Annotated in this window: 17 protein-coding genes; 11 read left to right on the forward strand and 6 right to left on the reverse strand. The window is 39.6% G+C overall.

What is annotated here, in order from left to right; all coding sequences use genetic code 11:
* Positions 1-68 precede the first annotated feature (68 nt).
* Both RH40_RS17785 and RH40_RS17790 read right to left on the reverse strand, forming a co-directional pair.
* On the reverse strand, positions 69-827 hold the full coding sequence (locus RH40_RS17785; RefSeq protein ID WP_009603070.1) for a hypothetical protein: 759 nt from the start codon (positions 825-827) through the stop codon (positions 69-71).
* A gap of 318 nt (positions 828-1,145) precedes the next feature.
* A complete protein-coding gene (locus tag RH40_RS17790; RefSeq protein ID WP_009603071.1) occupies positions 1,146-1,613 on the reverse strand; it encodes an RDD family protein in 468 nt (155 codons plus the stop codon).
* Between the two features lie 304 nt (positions 1,614-1,917).
* On the opposite strand from RH40_RS17790, the gene RH40_RS17795 reads away from it, so the two are divergent.
* Positions 1,918-2,541 carry a hypothetical protein gene (locus RH40_RS17795; protein ID WP_009603072.1) on the forward strand — a complete coding sequence of 208 codons (624 nt, stop codon included), beginning with the start codon at positions 1,918-1,920 and terminating at the stop codon, positions 2,539-2,541.
* A gap of 108 nt (positions 2,542-2,649) precedes the next feature.
* On the opposite strand, the gene hppD is transcribed toward RH40_RS17795, so the two are convergent.
* Entirely contained in the window at positions 2,650-3,852 is a 1,203-nt protein-coding gene (gene hppD / locus RH40_RS17800; protein ID WP_009603073.1) for a 4-hydroxyphenylpyruvate dioxygenase, read from the reverse strand.
* A 525-nt stretch (positions 3,853-4,377) separates the two neighbouring features.
* Here hppD and RH40_RS17805 point away from each other — a divergent pair.
* On the forward strand, positions 4,378-5,919 hold the full coding sequence (locus RH40_RS17805) for a GH3 family acyl-acid amido synthetase (protein WP_009603074.1): 1,542 nt from the start codon (positions 4,378-4,380) through the stop codon (positions 5,917-5,919).
* A gap of 134 nt (positions 5,920-6,053) precedes the next feature.
* On the opposite strand, the gene RH40_RS17810 is transcribed toward RH40_RS17805, so the two are convergent.
* Complete coding sequence (locus RH40_RS17810; protein ID WP_009603075.1) at positions 6,054-6,344, reverse strand: putative quinol monooxygenase; 291 nt, start codon at positions 6,342-6,344, stop codon at positions 6,054-6,056.
* 192 nt (positions 6,345-6,536) lie between these two features.
* Here RH40_RS17810 and RH40_RS17815 point away from each other — a divergent pair, with 192 nt between their 5' ends.
* From RH40_RS17815 to RH40_RS17845, 7 genes are all read left to right on the forward strand, one after another.
* On the forward strand, positions 6,537-7,454 hold the full coding sequence (locus RH40_RS17815) for a LysR family transcriptional regulator (RefSeq protein WP_009603076.1): 918 nt from the start codon (positions 6,537-6,539) through the stop codon (positions 7,452-7,454).
* A 109-nt stretch (positions 7,455-7,563) separates the two neighbouring features.
* Positions 7,564-8,052 (forward strand): hypothetical protein, encoded by a 489-nt coding sequence (locus RH40_RS17820; RefSeq protein WP_009603078.1) that lies wholly within the window; start codon positions 7,564-7,566, stop codon positions 8,050-8,052.
* A 717-nt stretch (positions 8,053-8,769) separates the two neighbouring features.
* Positions 8,770-9,903: a hypothetical protein gene (locus RH40_RS17825; protein ID WP_009603080.1), complete on the forward strand. Its 1,134-nt coding sequence runs from the start codon at positions 8,770-8,772 to the stop codon at positions 9,901-9,903.
* A 13-nt stretch (positions 9,904-9,916) separates the two neighbouring features.
* Positions 9,917-10,816 carry a hypothetical protein gene (locus RH40_RS17830; RefSeq protein ID WP_009603081.1) on the forward strand — a complete coding sequence of 300 codons (900 nt, stop codon included), beginning with the start codon at positions 9,917-9,919 and terminating at the stop codon, positions 10,814-10,816.
* Positions 10,817-11,147: 331 nt separating this feature from the next.
* A complete protein-coding gene (locus tag RH40_RS17835; RefSeq protein ID WP_009603082.1) occupies positions 11,148-11,849 on the forward strand; it encodes a type 1 glutamine amidotransferase domain-containing protein in 702 nt (233 codons plus the stop codon).
* A gap of 65 nt (positions 11,850-11,914) precedes the next feature.
* A complete protein-coding gene (locus tag RH40_RS17840; protein WP_009603083.1) occupies positions 11,915-12,502 on the forward strand; it encodes a TetR/AcrR family transcriptional regulator in 588 nt (195 codons plus the stop codon).
* A gap of 338 nt (positions 12,503-12,840) precedes the next feature.
* Positions 12,841-13,245 (forward strand): putative signal transducing protein, encoded by a 405-nt coding sequence (locus tag RH40_RS17845; protein ID WP_009603084.1) that lies wholly within the window; start codon positions 12,841-12,843, stop codon positions 13,243-13,245.
* A gap of 99 nt (positions 13,246-13,344) precedes the next feature.
* Here the strand turns inward: RH40_RS17845 and RH40_RS20145 are convergent, their stop codons facing one another.
* Complete coding sequence (locus RH40_RS20145) at positions 13,345-14,064, reverse strand: DUF2799 domain-containing protein (protein WP_009603085.1); 720 nt, start codon at positions 14,062-14,064, stop codon at positions 13,345-13,347.
* A gap of 313 nt (positions 14,065-14,377) precedes the next feature.
* Between RH40_RS20145 and RH40_RS17855 the strand changes: the two genes are divergently transcribed.
* Both RH40_RS17855 and RH40_RS17860 read left to right on the forward strand, forming a co-directional pair.
* The gene (locus RH40_RS17855) at positions 14,378-15,184 is read left to right on the forward strand and encodes a response regulator transcription factor (RefSeq protein ID WP_009603086.1); all 807 of its coding nucleotides are present in this window, start codon (positions 14,378-14,380) and stop codon (positions 15,182-15,184) included.
* The gene (locus RH40_RS17860; protein ID WP_009603087.1) at positions 15,181-16,620 is read left to right on the forward strand and encodes a sensor histidine kinase; all 1,440 of its coding nucleotides are present in this window, start codon (positions 15,181-15,183) and stop codon (positions 16,618-16,620) included. Before RH40_RS17855 ends, RH40_RS17860 begins: the two co-directional genes overlap by 4 nt.
* 33 nt (positions 16,621-16,653) lie before the next feature.
* Here the strand turns inward: RH40_RS17860 and RH40_RS17865 are convergent, their stop codons facing one another.
* Entirely contained in the window at positions 16,654-17,418 is a 765-nt protein-coding gene (locus RH40_RS17865) for an enoyl-CoA hydratase-related protein (RefSeq protein ID WP_009603088.1), read from the reverse strand.
* Between the last annotated feature and the right edge of the window lie 13 nt (positions 17,419-17,431).

The following is a 17,431-nucleotide window of genomic DNA, read 5'->3' on the forward strand; positions in this document are numbered from 1 at the left end:
TGTCCATTCAATAAAAAGCCCCATTGCTAATAGACAATAAAATTTTCGCTATCTTATTTCAGCAACAATTAAACCAGTAACCAGCCATCATCACTTTTATCCTCTTGCTCTATGATCTCAAAAGGCTCATCTTTAACAATGGGTGATTCGCCGGTGCGCCACACTGTAACGACTGGAGGCTTGTGCTCAGCTTGGCTACCAACTCCATACTTTGAATCAAATTTTTCTCGGTCGGCTGGGTTATTAAAGTTATAAACTTTGTGGAACTGGCCATCGATCACTGCGCTGCCATTTGAGTGATGAATAAAGTTCATTGCGTGCGAATAGCCTTTATCTTTTACAGGGACGACAATAATCGCTCTGTCACCTTCACTAACCAAATCTCCTAACTTTTCGGAGAGAGGCGTCTGGGAATCGAGGATCTCTGAGTGGACGTTTTTAACGTCTGTACTGATAGAACCTTGAGCGGTCTCGGTCGCCACAAAATAATTATCGAACGTTCCTTTGGCTAATGATGCTAGGTTTTGATCAACGGCTTTACTGCAATAGGTACAATTCCGGTTTAATGCCATTTGATGATCTTTGATAAATGATAAGGCATTACTAAACATGCCCGTCACTTGATTTGGATTTGATTGTTGCGATATGAAGTCTAAAGCAGAGTGCAATCCCTTGTCAGCATGCTGTGCAAAGTCAGCAGATAAGTGTGGCCAGTCAGCCGTTCCACTCTTGTACTCTGGGTGTTCGGTAATGTTTTCACACTGTGTAGGTAGCGACGAAATGTCAAGATCTGACAGTGAGGTGAAAGAATCAACACGTTCTATCATTTACAATCTCCAGATATTTGTTATAGAAGCCTCCTCGTTATAACGCCGCCCTCCACTAATGACTATAAGGTCAATACCTGAGATTAAATATGGTGGACACACTCCGTTAGAACAACCATATCCTGTTAGTGTGTGTCCTTAACCTGCAAGATAAATCCTTCTATTTAAGGGACAAAATACTCACTGGTGTGGCCCAAGCAGTCCATTTAATAAAAGGCCCCATTACTGATAGAAGATTGAATGGATAGAACACATTTAACTTGTACATGTGTCCAAAGTTACTTACTTGAAATTGTGTTAAAAATGTCACCCTTCTTGTTAGGCGTTATTTTCCAAATCTACATCTGGAACATCGCGATTCTCGGTTCTCACTACCACAGTACCTGCGAGCATGTCGTGCCAACCTTGTTTCTTCCTACTGAATATAATCCAGATAAATCCTAAACACATAATTGAGCTTAAATAATAACCCAAGTATCTAATAATTGACTGCGTTATTGATAAAGGCTCACCAGTTTTAGCATCGACAATTTTAAGCTTTAATATCATTTTACCTGGTGTTGCTGAGCGGTACGTCCAAAACAAGACAGTTAATACGAATGGAAATAGCCAACTAAATAAAGTTTCCCAGCCACCATCAATAGACCTTTCAGACCCCAAATAGTAACTACTGTATATTAAATAGATCATTGGCAAAATCAGCATTAGTAGTATAACTGTATCAATTATAGCCGCAGCACTCCGTATCCAAAATCCCGCATATTCTTGATAGCGACCAAGTTTCATAATATTTCCTATTCATTATTTCTTAAAGTTCGATAGTTTAAAAAATTTTATTTCTATCGAAGTCATTGTTTCCCCATACACCAAAAGACATGCATAAGGTATTAGAGTAAATGATATATTATTTAATTTTAAATTTTCAATTAAAATCGTTAATGGTTAATTGTAATTGCCTAAATTTCATCCGATAAAGTATAGTAACTTAATTTAATTTATAGTTTACGCTTTTATTTTTATAAGTGAATCATATATCATTTTACTTTTCTAGTAATAGATGAGAATAAATATTCCAAACTTCGGAGCAGTAATGAAGAAAATAGTTGTAGTATTATGTTTGTTAATTTTGAGTGGTTGTTCGGCAGTTCCGAGCGTACAGCTCAAAAAAGAAGACTTTGAAAAGCTGAACACTCTAAGTGTAGAAGCGAGTGAACATGATAATTCAATGCTGGTCGTTGTTGGTAAAGCAAAAATGCAGTGGGCTGGTGGTTATGCCGCGGTAGCTGATGTTGGAGGTACTGGTTTAAAAGCGAGTACATTAGAGTTTCTTGAGGCCAACGAGATTAATTTTAATGACATTGTAACAAAGCAGTTTATTGAAAAAATCAGGGAAGATAACCTTGATATAGAATTAGATGAAAAGTCAAAAAATAAGCTAGTGTTTACCATAAATGTCGTCGTCCTTGGTATTGTTCATGGTTTTTCAGATGAGTATACTAGCGGTTTCAATATATCTGGTCAGTTATTTGATGGCTCAGGGAAACTAATTTGGTCATGCAATCCGACTAAAGGCTTTGCTGAACACTTTAGTAAGCCCTCTTTAACCTTAAAAGAGATTTTCTCATCAAAAGAATCAGCACTTAAATTCTTTAGTGCAGAAAGTGATAGTATGGTTCAGAAACTGTATGATGACTTTAAAAATAATCTAATTTAAGCAGATATTCAGGACACACGCCATTGGATATCCTTTTAGTGTGCGTCCTGAATATTCAAGATATAAATATCTGTTTTTAGGCAATTTTTCAGTTTATTAAGACAAAAGTTACAGAGTTCCTCTTAGTCTTTGCTGTGCTTCAATAGCGCTAAATAATGATTTAAAGTTACCCGCGCCAAAACCATCGTGATTATTGCGTTGCATGAACTCAAAAAACAGTGTTGGCCTGCTTTCAACTGGTCGAGTAAATATCTGCAAAATAAATCCTTTGTCATCATAGTCCACCACGATATCTAATTCTCGCATCGTATCGATACTTATGCCCAAATCTAAATCTATCTCAGATAAAGCGGATTGCAGTTCATCATAATAAGCACAAGGAACAGGTAAGACGTAACACCCTCTTGCTTTAAGTGATCTCACGGTCTGCTCTAGGTTGTCTACACAAATGGCGATATGTTGAATACCACCACAACCATGAAAATCAACAAACTCTTGGGTTTGCGAGCGCCCATCAAATCGAGTAGAGGGTTGGTTAACGGGGATTTTTATTCGCTCATCGAAATCACTAACAACAATAGAGTTGAGCCCTGATGTCCCCGTTTGCAAAAGCTTGTCATCAACAGACCAAAAGCGCCGAAAGCACAGTGCGTTTATATAAAAATCAACGACCTCATTCATTTTCCCTTGTGGCTGGTTTGCCACAACATGATCGATCCGGCCCATGGGTACAGGAGGTAAACTTTCTGCAAATGCATTGACTAAGAGAGGATCTATCGGCTGATAGCCCGGAAGAAATACACCCTGATATCGGTCACGCTGTATAAAAGAGTGCACAGTATCACCATAAGCTAACACGCTAGCGGTGAGTACCTGGCCTTTATCATCTTCACTAAAAGTTGGTGGTTGGATAACCTCTGCACCACTCGCCTTCGCGTGTTCAAATGTTTTTTCTACATTTTCAACGCAAAAAGCAACATCACGAACAGCATCCCCATGTTTTTTAACAAAAGGAGCAATGATTTCATCGTGTGGGTTCAGTGGCGATTTAACGACTATATATACCTGCTCCCCCTGCAACACATAAGCAGTAAAATTTTGTTCACCCGTTTCCAGTCCAGCATATGCAACGCACTTAAATCCTAAGTGTGTTTCATAAAACATCTTTGCCTGAAATGCATTGCTGACCCAAATTTCAATGTGATGAAAATCATAATACTCACCACACCTAGGCCTTTGTTCACTTTTACTATATTTAACACCAGCATCGGATCCAACCAAACTCGAAATATGGGATAACTCACTTTGCATAATAAAACCTTTTTATCATTTAAATCATGTATTTAAAATGTAAACAATATGTTATTCTATTTTCAATTGTTATTACAACCTCAAAACAGATTCAGTCGCAAAGTCGAATGTTTGAGCATCATTAACTGGCCGATGAGTCCAGAAAAATACTCGAATATTTAGAATCGAATATTCATTTCTATCACTTTTTATCGGTAATTCTCGTCATCATCAATGGTGATATGACTCGAAAAAAGTAAAAACGTTAAATCATTCTTCGTATGCAATCCTATGCTTATATTTTATGTGTCTATCATAAGTGAACTAATAGAGAGACTGTCTAAAAACATCAAGGCCAACTCAAGGTCCCCAAACATAGGCAGAAAAATGTCGTGAACGAAAAGAAAAGCTGAAGTCTGCATTCTCAATGCACTAGTTGAATTCCTCTAACTTACAAAGAAAATGACAGTTCGCACCTCGCCTTCACTCACCTCTCTATTAGCTGGATCATTTAAAGACACTTAGACTAGTGATGAGGATTTAACCGTGAAATTTATCCATGCTCTTCGATATGCTCAAATCAAGAGAAAATATAAAAAACTAATCAATGACCCTATTTCTGGGCAAGATAAGGTATTTAAAACACTGATAAAATCGGGGAAGAAAACCCAATTTGGCCAGCAACATCATTTTTCCAAAATCCATACCGTTAAAGACTTTCAGTCGTATGTACCCATTCAAACCAATGAGACTGTCGCGCCTTACATGGGAAGAATCGTTGAAGGAGAAGCTGATGTCCTTTGGCCAGGTAAGCCACGTTACTTTGCCTGCACATCTGGCACAACCGGAGAAATTAAATATGTCCCTGTCACAAGAGAAAGTCAGGGAAATCAATTATTAGGCTCGATGCAAATGGCACATTTATACCCTTTGATAAGCCAGAAAAAGTCATTGGTTCATGCCAATTGCATTGCTTTAACAGGCTCGTGTAAAACAGATTCTATTAATGGTTTCCCTATTGGAAGACTCTCGGGGTTAACTCGTAAACTCGTACCTAAAAGGCTGTTTGCTGGGATAGTACCCGCTGAAGATACCTTAGACATACCGAATCATGAAGAGATGATGTTGCAAATTGCCCGCGAAGCCATTGACGCTGAAGATATTCGCGTCATTGTCGGTTTTCCCTCTTGGGTCGTTGTGTTGCTGCAGGCTTGCCAAGAAGTCTCTGGCTCTGAATGTTTAAATGCTATTTTTCCTAATCTCGATACCTTTTATTCTACGGGCACGAGCTATCAAGCTTATCTGCCTGCCATAGAAAACATGTTGGGACATAAAGTCAATGTCCGAGAATTTTATGGCTCTTCAGAAGCATTTTTTGCGGTACAAGATTTACACCAAGACGGCATGTTAATCGATAGTCATAACGGCGTGTTTTTTGAGTTTATCCCGTTGAATGAATTTCATAGTGAGAACCCAACTTCTTTCTCTTTAAAAGAGGTAGAGCTTGATAAAGCATACGTTATGTTGATCTCAACCTTTTCTGGTTTATATCGTTATTGTGTGGGCGATATAGTGAGATTTGTCTCCATTAATCCGTATCGTATCGTGGTATCTGGCCGAATGCAGCACGAGCTCAACATCATGGGAGAGCATATCCGTAGTGAACATGCCGAGTTGGTGATGAGTGAGGTGGCAAAGAAAATGAATATTAGTGTACGTGAATTCACAGTTGCACCAAGCCCGATTGTTAATGACACCAAGCTTTTTTATCATCAGTGGTTTATCGAACTCCCTGATAATGAACAGGTCGATGAATCGCTATTAACTAGAGAGCTCGACGAAGCATTAAAGTCACAATGTGCGTTTTATCAGGCGTTTCGTAGTAAAGAGGAATTGAGCATACCGATAGTGACACGACTAAAAGAGCGCTCATTTTGTCAATACCTCTCTGAAAATAAGAAACAAGTCGATAGTCAACAGAAAATCCCTAGGGTGTCTAACAATCGAGATATTGCCAACTTTTTGCTCGATCACATGGTTTCAACTGAGTTGTCCCCAGATCCAGTAGAGGTCTGTGAAGCAGGTTAAGGACACTTTATATGAGGGGTTCTCTATACGTTAACCCTCATTTTTATTCCGCGGTTTGGCTTGACAATATCTATAGCAAAATATTCAGGACACACCAATTTTACCTTGGTAGTGTGCCCTGAATTTATTCAATGTCATGCAATTTGCGTCATTTCGTTTAGGGTAAAACTAGCAACAGAACCTTCGGTCGCTGTCATGTAATCGGCTAAATGTTGATTGCCCATATGAGCTTGCCAAAGCTCGCGTGATTCCCAATTTTCATAGAAAGTGAAGTGCGCTGGGTTTTCGTTGTCTTGGTGAAGGTCATAGTTAATACAGCCTCCTTCTGCACGTGTCACCTCAATAAGTTTTAATAGCTCTGCTTTGATCAATTCGATTTTGTCGTCGTTCGCGATAATGTTTGCAATGATGGTTAATCTGGACATGGATGTTTCCTCTGTTTTAAGTTTTTTGCGCTGTGGAGGTATATTAAGCGAATCATTACCAGCTAAAAACAGGTGTCATTTTGCATCATTATCAAATTTAAATTGATAATAAACTGTTTATACTCTGAGTATTGCGTTATAACAGGCAATCTTTATTCCGTCTCGTCAACATTGTCACCAAAGGTAATGAACATGCTTTTAGAAGACTTAAAAGTCATTTTAAAAGTCGCAGAATTTCGCAGTATCACGGCAGCCGCGACTCACCTAGATATGCGCACCGCAACGGCCAGTGCAGCCGTAAAACGTGTCGAGGCCTCTTTAGGGGCTGAGTTATTTGTGCGCACCACCCGTAGTTTACGTTTATCGACGGCTGGAGAGCGCTATTTGCCTCAGTGTGAAGAAGCATTACAGATGCTTGAAAAAGCAAAATTGAACATACGTGAAGACCAAGGAGTTATCAAAGGTGAAGTTAGAATCGCGCTTTCGTCTGATCTGGGTCGAAACGTTATTACACCTTGGCTTGATGAATTTGTGTGTGAATACCCAGAAGTGTCGCTTCGCTGCCTCATTAGTGACAGTAATATTGATTTTTATCGAGATCCCATTGATATGGCGCTACGTTATGGTTCCCCATCAGACTCCAACATCTATGGTTTTAAAATTTGTGACGTACCAAAAGTTTTATGTGCCAGCAAAGCGTATTTAGCCGAACACGGCACGCCCTCTAAGCCACATGATCTCCTTGAGCACAATGCTCTGATTTATCAATTGCATGATGTATTGCACGATCAGTGGCAATTTGACCATGGCGAAAAAAGCGTAAAGGTGAAAGTCAAAGGCAATAGAGCTTCTGATGATGGCGATCTGGTTCGGCGTTGGTGCGTTTCTGGGAGAGGACTCGCTGTAAAGTCTTGCCTCGATATGGCTGACGACCTGCTCACAGGGAGAGTGAGAAGTGTCATGCCCGACTATAAGCCAGCATCAACCGAACTTTGGTTAATTTGTCCTAGCCGACAAACTGTTACTCCAACTGTCCGTTTGTTAAGAGATATGCTCAGAGAAAAGACCGAAGATATACTGAACAATATGAAAAGTCGGCGAATATTATAAGATGGAATTCTTTCGGCGTGTAGCCTGAAATTTTGTAGAATTTTCTTTGTTGCTATAAAAACCAAATAAGAATATATTCAAATAATCAATGATATAGGAGAGATTTTTGATGTATTTAGTGGGCTTAGTTTTGGGATTTCTTATAGTGATGCCACTCATCACACTGCTGCATGAATTAGGCCACGCTATACCCCAACTCATTGCTGGTCATGCAGCTGAAATTCACTTGGGTAACAAGCGCAATGCCAAAGAGATTCACATAGGCAAGCTCAAACTATCGGTAGCACCATTATCAATGAACGTTGGCTTTGCCTCTATTAAAAGAGACGTGAGCAAGGGTTTACAAATTCTTTCGTTATTAATGGGTCCACTTGTATCACTCATCGTGTGTATCAGCTGTTACCTAATTAACCACCAAGATCTACCGTATCTTGTTCAATACCTATTAGGCTTTAGCATGTACTTTTCATTCTTTCAGTTTTTATGCACCTCTATACCAATTTACTATCCCAGTTATTTTGGAGGCTATGAAGGTATGCCCAGTGATGGTAGACAAGTATTAGAATTAATCGGAATAGTGAAAGCTCAAGGAACATAAATCTAACTGTTCGAGGAGTGATTCGTAATATACCCAAAAATATTCAGGGCACACTAAAAGAAAAATACTCTACGTAAATTTCCTGACTTCTCTCTGACTTTTCTGCCACAAAAATATTAAAAATGACATGCTATATATTCTAGTATATTTTCAATTAATACCTTTAAATTCTAAATCTTGATATCCACATGAAAAACTAAACATTATCTAAATTAAGAATTAATACTTACCATCAAAATATTCAGAACAAAACCCCATAAATCCACCCGTTTACATTGATTTAAAAAACTAGTTAAAAATTGACTTAACATCGATAGTGAAAAGAAAAAATCAATAAATAAAAATCACCCACAAAAATAATAAATACCTGAATTTGTTATAATTTTAAACCAAAAACTCATTTCTACTGATTATGTTGAATAATTTTTCACATGAATAAATTCAACAACATTCAATTCACCATAGAAACAAAATAACAAAAGTGTCAATAATGAGTGAAAAGTAAAAGTATCTCGCCTTGATTTTATAAATTTGACTTTTGCAATTAATTTCAAAACCTACCTGTGATTAATATCATTTTTTAACATGTTTATTATGTTTTATGTTTTTTCCTGATAGATCTTGAGAATATTTTTTGATAATTCTCTTATTTATAGATCTATAGATAACACTTGCTGCAAGTAAATAATTAAATTTTAGTACAGGAAATAAATAGATATGCGAAATTCAGCTCTATTTTTATTGGTTCTGTTTACAAGTTTTACTAGTTATGCAGAATCACTCAGACCAGACACATTAACCAAAGCCCTTCATTTCTACGATAAAGGGCAGACCTTTTCTGATAAGAAGCTTGTTAATATCTTTCTAACCGATCCCGACTCACCTTATTCGGAACTTAAAAACGACAGTGACTGGATACTCAATGATATTTCATGGATGAGTGCCAGTTCAGACTTTCAACGTTACTACAAAACCGATGCTTCTGATCAAGAATTGTATCAAGCATTTACAAGAGAAGCGGGCTTCACCAAATCTCGTCCGGAGCTTTTTGATGAGAGCGAACTGAAGCCATCGGGAGTACATGGGGCATTTAATCCAAGAGAAAACCTAGCTGTAAGAGCAAGCGTAGTCAAAGCGCAAATTGATCCCGACATTTTCTATAAAGCGCTAGACATATTTTTTTATGAAGACGAAAGATATAGCAAAAATGTTCATACGCTAATTTCTAAATTTGCTGTGGCATCACAGATAATCCGAGATAAGAGTCAATCTATCGCTCGTGAAGATTGGGCAAAGAATGGACTTGAAGTCGATGTTTTAGATCGATTTATGAATTCCTACACACTGCGTAGTATTTCGCCAAGCGATCGTGAGTACCTACTTTTTGTTTTAAACGCATCGTTAAGAACCTACAGCAAACCTTATGATGACAATAAAAAGTTTCTACCAACTCAGTATCGCCTAGCGAGATTATCATCTGCTCTTGTTGACAGATATGGGTATCTTTTTGATGTTCCCTGCACTTCGGACCATCGCTACAAAGGTGTCGAGAATACTAATAAACAATGTTTTGTTGATATGACAGATCGTGGACTATGGCAATGGTATGTCGAGGAATATAAAAAAGCGATTGTACCTAAACCTCATCACCAATATGAGCAAAGAAATTTTCTTAGCCGCCTATTGGAAATAGTTATGCCGATCGCCTTAATCATGGACGGACTGGCAGCGGTGGATTTTTTGACAAGTTCGTCTGCCGCAGAGTTTGCCGCTGATGGCCTTTGGGAAGAGGAAGAGGTATTAGCCTCTCAAGAATCCTTCCTGTCTGAAATTTGTTCTGTTGATTTATAGCAAGGAGCTTCCCATGATAATCATAAAAAAATTCTCAATCATTTTGTGTGTACTCATCGCTCAACATGCTTGGAGTGCGAACGTAACCGTCACAAAAATAACGGACAAAGAGAGTTTAGTGCCTAGCAAACTCAATAACACTGTTGATAGAATCATTTCGGCGTATTCAGGTGCAAATCGAAAGTATTATGCACAACCTGAAAATCAATGGGCAAAGAAAGAAGTAAGAGTCGGTCTAGATTCGCTACAAAAAAGATCGATTGCACGGTTTGAATATAAATACGGATCGACTAAGAGAATTTATCACTCTTTCAGTGGAGAGACTCTTTTAAATAAGCCATTAGTTAATAACGGTGGCGCAGCCAAAGAACAGTTCAAAACTTGGTCACAAGAAGAAATGCGCGAAAACGAGGTTCTCGTCGGGAACAAAATATCAGAAGCCGACTATGAAAACGTTGAGCGTTATTTCAAAGCGTCGAGTTTTAAACAGGCAAACGACGCGGAGATCAAGGCCTTACGTCAAATCGAAACTGATATCAGCGAAGGTATAATCCCAGCAGGTGGAAAGTTAACGGTTTATGTCAATCAGATCCCTTGCGAGTCTTGTATGCCTCTCTTTGAGGAGCAACTCAAAGAATGGCCTGAAATAGCATCAGCCGAAGTATCTTATCTACCACAGAATAAGTCTTACTTTAGTAAAACAACTTCACATGAAATGTTATATCAAGACAATGACGCTTACCGCTACAGTTATGATCGAGGCGCTATTGCTGAAACGACAGAAGAAGAAACTTTGCAAGGAGCGTTTACCACTCACCGCTTGAATAAAACTAGGTACGGTAATTTCTTAGAAGAGTACAATAATACAGAGCAGATTGCTGCACAAGAGGAAGCAACTGCATGCGCGATCTAATGTTTTGTTCAAGACATAAATAAAGGACTGGCACCAAAATATTGGTGCCTTCCTTATTCTACCTTTTCCAATTCCACCTAAAACCTCTCTATCATTAATTGATAAGGTAAGACTGAATTAAAAGAGTTTGGAAATAAAAACCATCTTTTTTTTAAATTTAAGATCAACTAAAACAATAACATAAATACAATCTCGCAACTTTACCTACTTATAGATAGATAAAGTTGTTGACTTAAAAAATGCCAGTGATAAAGTAGCAATCAGTCAGCAGGAGCCCCGCTCCTTTTTTAATACATACATCAACTACCTACTGGTAGATAAGGAATAAAAAATGAATACAGGTAATCGTCAAAAACGCGTTCTTCTTATTATGTCTTCCGTTGATGAACTGGGTATCAGTGGTAAGCAAACCGGGACATGGTTCACTGAACTTGCTGCGCCTTACTACATCCTCACTGAAGCTGGCCATGAAGTCGTGTTTGCCTCACCTCAAGGCGGTGAAGCGCCTATCGACCTATTAAGCATGAAAGCGCCTTTTACCACTTCATACACTGAGCGTTTCTTTAATGACCCAGTCGCCATGTTTGCAGCGCGTAATACTCGCAAACTGCGCGAAGTTGATTACAACACTTACGATGCTGTCTTCATTCCTGGTGGTTACGGCCTACTGACTGACCTTGCGTCTGACCAGCACACTCTAAAGCTTATCAAAGATTTTTACGAAACAGACCGACCAGTTGCGATGGTATGTCACGCTCCTGCTATCTTGCGCGATGTCAAACTCTCTAATGGTGAGTATCTAGTAAAAGGTAAAGAGTTAACTGGCTTTAAAAACTCTGAAGATGAAGAAGTTGAATTGCTTAAGCATCTGCTATTCTCTCTAGAAGATGAATTACAACGCCGCGGCGCTGTGTACAAAAGCAAAGCGAACTGGGAACCCAATGTTGTGGTCGATGGCGCGCTAATGACAGGCCAAAGCCCAGCATCCGCCGATCCATTGGCAGAAGCGTTATCTGAAGTACTACTAAAATAATCGCTAAACTACTGCCTTATTGATCAAAACCGCTCTTAGAGCGGTTTTTTACAAAGGTTATAACAATGCGTACTCTTAACCCTACAGCAATAAAAATTGCCGATCTTGCAGAGCATTATATTCAAACCCGGGGATTTAATGGTTTTAGCTTTCGCGATATCCAAAATGAGCTTGGTATCAAAACGGCCAGTATCCATTATCATTTTAAAACCAAGCAAGATCTCGCTAATACCGTACTTGAACGTTACCTTCATCGCTACCAAGCACAACTGACTAAGATTTATCAGCAGCATGAGCAGGCCAAGTCGATGCTTAGCGCCTTTGCCGATGAATTTATGCAGACTCACCAAAGCAATAAACTTTGTCTTTGTGGGATGTTCGCCTCTGACCTGTACTCGCTATCAAAAGATGTGGTTATGCCGTTAAATCGATTCGTTGACATCAATCATGCTTGGCTTGTCAGCGTGCTCAAACATGGTATTACCAGTGGGGAATTTCAACAGGACATCAATCCAGAGCGATTCGCCAAGGTCTATTTCTCATCGCTTGAAGGAAGTTTATTGATGGCACAATTTCGCACATCCAACGACATCAAGGAAGTGACAAATAGCCTTATCGCATCCATTACAGAAACAGCCCCAAGTCAAAACTGAAGTTGTTAGCTGCTCCTAGCCATCAAAGAGTGATAAAACCGCTGGGCGATAAGAGTCATATTATCTGAGGCTAACTCCAGCGACGCATGAATACAAATCGCCACTTTCATCCTTATCCTCAAAAATCTACAACCTTCTATTCGTAACTCCTCTCTTCAAAAATCATTACAAATTGCAGCCTGACTCGACAAATAAAACTTTAACCTACTGATTTATATTGAGGTATTAAAAAAAATTACGCATCATGTGTCTTTTTAGTCGTCTTAGCTGCACATATCTCGTATGAACATCGTCAGGTCTACAAATACCAACAGAAGTGATATTAAAGGGAGAAATCAATGATTGTTGTCGCAAGGTTTTCTTTTCCTCATGAGGCTTATTTAGCTAAAGCCAATTTAGAAAGTGCTGGGATCGATAGCTTTATCGCTGATGAACATACGGTCAATACACAATGGCTCTACTCCCATGCAATGGGCGGCGTTCGTTTGATGGTCGAGGAAAGTAATCTCGCCGAGGCAAAGGAAATCCTAACCAGTGATTTTTCTGAGAGTCTGGAAAATCACACTAAAGAGATAGGAGAGAAACAAGACTCCTGCCCTCATTGTGGAAGCCACGACTTATCAGCTCATACGCAAGGTAAACGCCCAGCTTTTCTGGTATTTATCTTGCTCGGTTTTCCTTTGTTCTTTTACAAACAGGGCTATAAATGCAATCAATGCGGTAAATTCAGCGAAACACTCTAACGATTAGGAGCTAACAATTCCTAAAGGATACAGCTCCAACCTATTGTAACTGTATCCTAGAATATCTTGAAAATGCTTAGTAGCACCTAAAATAAATTGCTAAAACATATCAGCGATTTTTTTAATTCCTTGAATGGCACTCTCGACTGTCGAGACACCATCACTCACTGCCTCTTGGGTATTTAATGCACTTAAGCGTTTATTCAACTGCTCTCGACGGCTGTTTGAAATATCCTTGTCAGAGAGCTCTGCAAGTATCTGACTTCTCTCTCTCTGAATCTTGTGTATTTCCAGCTCTTGCTGAAATTTTCTTACTTTAGCTTCATCTGTCTCTAATTTCATTTTTGCAGAGTTAAGATTTGCAGTGGCGTTTTTTCTGGCGTTTTCACTAATGGTTTCGCTCATCAATTGCCCTTGATAATAATCGATATTATTCTGCGACTTCCTGACTTCATACTGTGCACTAGCCAGGTTTTTATAGGGACGATAACCTGACAGAAATTCACTCGAGAGATCGGCTGGGCAAACATTGCTATATCTCTGATTGGATTGACCAAGCGACACACCATTATCATAAGAACAATACGTTTTTAGTCCCTCGCTTCGCCCTTTATTGTATGATTTCAAGTCCATTTTCACTTGATACTCTGAGCAATCTTTACTGTAGTCAGCCGCACGGTTACTCCGACCATTCTGGCCATCAGACAAACCTATTTGATACCAATCACCAAGTAAGCATTCTTCCTGACTAATCGATGCACAACCCGATAAACTGCCAAGTAAAAGAATAAAAAGTGGCACCAACCCATATCTTTGCATTATTTTTATTTCCTATTTTGTTAAAGCCAAAAAACGCATGTCGTAGGGTCGGCAATAGTGCAGATTCAAAACTAAATTATCAATTAATAATCAATGGTTTATATAAAAACATTGACAGTGACTACAAATACGCAACTTTTTGCACATTGGATATTTACAAAAAGGAGCATTCAAGATGGACATTAGACTTAAAGTCTTATCTTTGAGAGCCGTTCCAATTTTCAACTTTATCAACAAAACTCTAACATCCCATTGAAAGAGGTGATCCTCTTCAATGGTCTACTTCTGGATCCAGATTGAAAAGGAAGTAATGATGCTGTATACGATTTTAGTGGTTGAAGATGACCAAGATATGGCCAACCTAATCAGCCTTAACTTAAAGGTGCAAGGTTACAAGACTATTCTGACATCGCACATTAGCGAAGGGTATCAAATCGTCTGTCAAGGGTTAGCCGATGCCGTGATATTGGATAGAAAACTGTGCGATGGAGACGGAACGGAAATGTGCAAACGTCTGAGGCAACAGCAAATTAGTTTGCCGATTCTGATGCTTACTGGTCTCAACAGTGAACACGATATGGTTGATGGTCTTGAAGCAGGAGCCGACGATTATCTCACCAAGCCATTTAGTGTTGTTGAACTACAAGCAAGAGTCAGGGCGTTAATACGCCGTACTCATTATGCTCATTGGCAAGACTCTAGCAAGGACTCTCCTAATGTAACACCGTTACAAATCAATCCAAATTGGCAGGTGGCTCAGCATTCAACACACCAGCTTGCCCCTGATCAAACGAGTAACGATATACCTGAAGCACTTGTCTTTGATGAACTTGTGATCTCTAAAAAGCAACATGAGGTTCGTCTTGCAGGCGCAAACATCAACTTAACACCAACAGAATTTTCATTGTTGTACTGTCTTGCCAGCAAACCTGGAAGAGTGTTTACCAAAGACGAATTATTGATTCGCGTCTGGGATACCGATTATGACGGTTATCATCATACCGTTTGTAGCACCATCAATCGGCTAAGGAATAAAATTGAGAAGCCCAAACATAATATGAGATACATTCGAACAGTTTGGGGAGTTGGGTACAAATTTCAAAATGAGGCAAGACCATGAATCGATCGTTTAAACAACGTTTGCTTGGTCTCTCCCTCGTGTGGGCGCTAGTGAGCATTCCACTACTAACTTATTATTTTCATATTACATGGCAAAGCAGTGAACAGCATGCTCGTCAATTTCTTCACAAAGATTTGGCACATCATATGCGTGATGATAACCCGTTGTTCGAAGGCAATGACTATTCACCAAAAGCCCTCAAAAGTATTTTTCATACTCTGATGGTGCTTGGTCCAGATTTTGAAATTTACTTTCTCGATAGTCAGGGAAACATCACCACCACAGGTTTAGCTGAGCACGTTGAATTTACGCCAAGTGTCGATTTAACACCAATCCAAGACTTTTTAGCTGGTAAGCCTTTACCTATCTTGGGCGATGATCCTCAAGACAGTCTACGCAAGAAGGTATTTTCTGTTTCTGAAATTCAAGGTGAGGAGGGAATTGAAGGTTACCTATATGTTGTTATTGGCCGACAATCCTCAGCACTGGCTCGAGTTAATCGCTATATGATCCAATACTTCCCTGTTTTACTCGGAGGCATCGCGCTAATTTTGCTGTTTACCGTGTTGATTTATCGACTGGTAAAAAAGGATTTGCTCAGCCCAAATCAGACCTTGATTCGCCAAATAGAACATGCTGCCAAAGAGAATTTTCGAGTCGAGCCAAACTTAGCAGTATCTACAATTGAACTGCAACCGCTATCCAAACAATTTGGCTATTTAGTCGACCATATTCAATGGCAGTTTCTCTGTTTGCGCCAACAAGAACACTTACGTAGAGAGTACTTAATGCGCCTTAGCCACGATTTAAAAACCCCATTGGCGAATATACAAGGCTACTTGGAAACTTGGTTAATCCATGGCAAGCAAAATACTGAACTGGTCTCTACTGCGCACTCGAACGCACTCAAGTTGCACGAACAACTACAAGAGCAATTCGAAGCAGCGCGTAAAGAACTTGTTGAGCCAGAAATTGAGCGCTTACCGATTGATATAAACCACTGGATTGAAGAATGCAAAGGACGCTTCAAGATTGGATTGGCCAAAAAGTCTTTAACTTTGTTATCCAACATTACCGTCAATACCATAGTTAGAGCGGATAAAAAGCTGTTGGACCGTTTGATGGATAATCTTATGGAAAATGCAATTCGTCATAGTCCAAGCAATGCCCGTATTGAGCTTTATGTAAAACCCAACTCTCGTCATTCCTCACCAGCTCAAGTTCACGATATTCGTGTTGAACTGATCAATTCCGTCGACCCCTCTATTCGTGGCGGAGAATTGGGAATGGGGCTGAAAACGATCAGTGCGATTCTATCTTTGCATCATTCTAAGCTCGAAATATCCGAACAACCGGGGTTGTTTATCACCCAATTTGTACTCAAAACAGAGCCCTCTCACCAGACTCATCAAATATTGAATGGTGAAACCACATAATTCTGAGTGGAGTCACCAATCAATATCAGTGTCTCACTGCCCCTGAAAATTAGGGGCACGCTTTTCTAAAAAAGCTTGCATGCCTTCTTTTTGATCTTGGGTGGCAAACAAAGAATGAAAAGCTCGTCGTTCAAACAGCAGTCCCTCTTTGAGAGAAACTTGCTCTGCTCTATCGATCGCTTCTTTAGCAACCAGCACTGAAGGTTTGCTGTAGCTAGAAATGACATTAGCAATAGCAAGCGTTTCATCAAGCAAGTTTTCATCGGGCATAACACGAGCAACTAAGCCTGCTCGCTCCGCTTCTAATGCATCCATCATTCTGCCAGTTAAAATTAAATCCATCGCTTTAGCACGCCCAACCAACCTCGTTAGTCGTTGAGTACCACCAATCCCGGGGATCACTCCTAATTTGATTTCAGGTTGGCCAAACAGCGCCGATTCTGCAGCGTAAATCAGATCACACATCATTGCCAACTCGCAACCACCTCCAAGCGCGTAACCTGATACGGCTGCGATTTTGGGCGTTCGCAGGGCGCAGAACGCCTCCCATCCAGAAAAGTAGTCAATACCCAGCATTTCACCGTAACTCTTATCTGACATTTCGGCAATATCTGCACCAGCAGCAAAGGCGCGCTCAGAGCCTGTGATGACAAAACAGCCGACATTGGGACTTTTATCTAGTTCGGTAAGGGTTTGCGTAATAGCAAACATCACTTCGCTGTTCAGCGCATTTAGTTTCTCTGGCCGGTTGAGCCTAACCAGCACAACACGCCCTATTTGTTCAGTTTGAATGATCATGTTCTCTCTCCTA

The sequence above is a fragment of the Vibrio caribbeanicus ATCC BAA-2122 genome (assembly GCF_000165125.1).
In the GTDB taxonomy this organism is placed as follows: domain Bacteria; phylum Pseudomonadota; class Gammaproteobacteria; order Enterobacterales; family Vibrionaceae; genus Vibrio; species Vibrio caribbeanicus.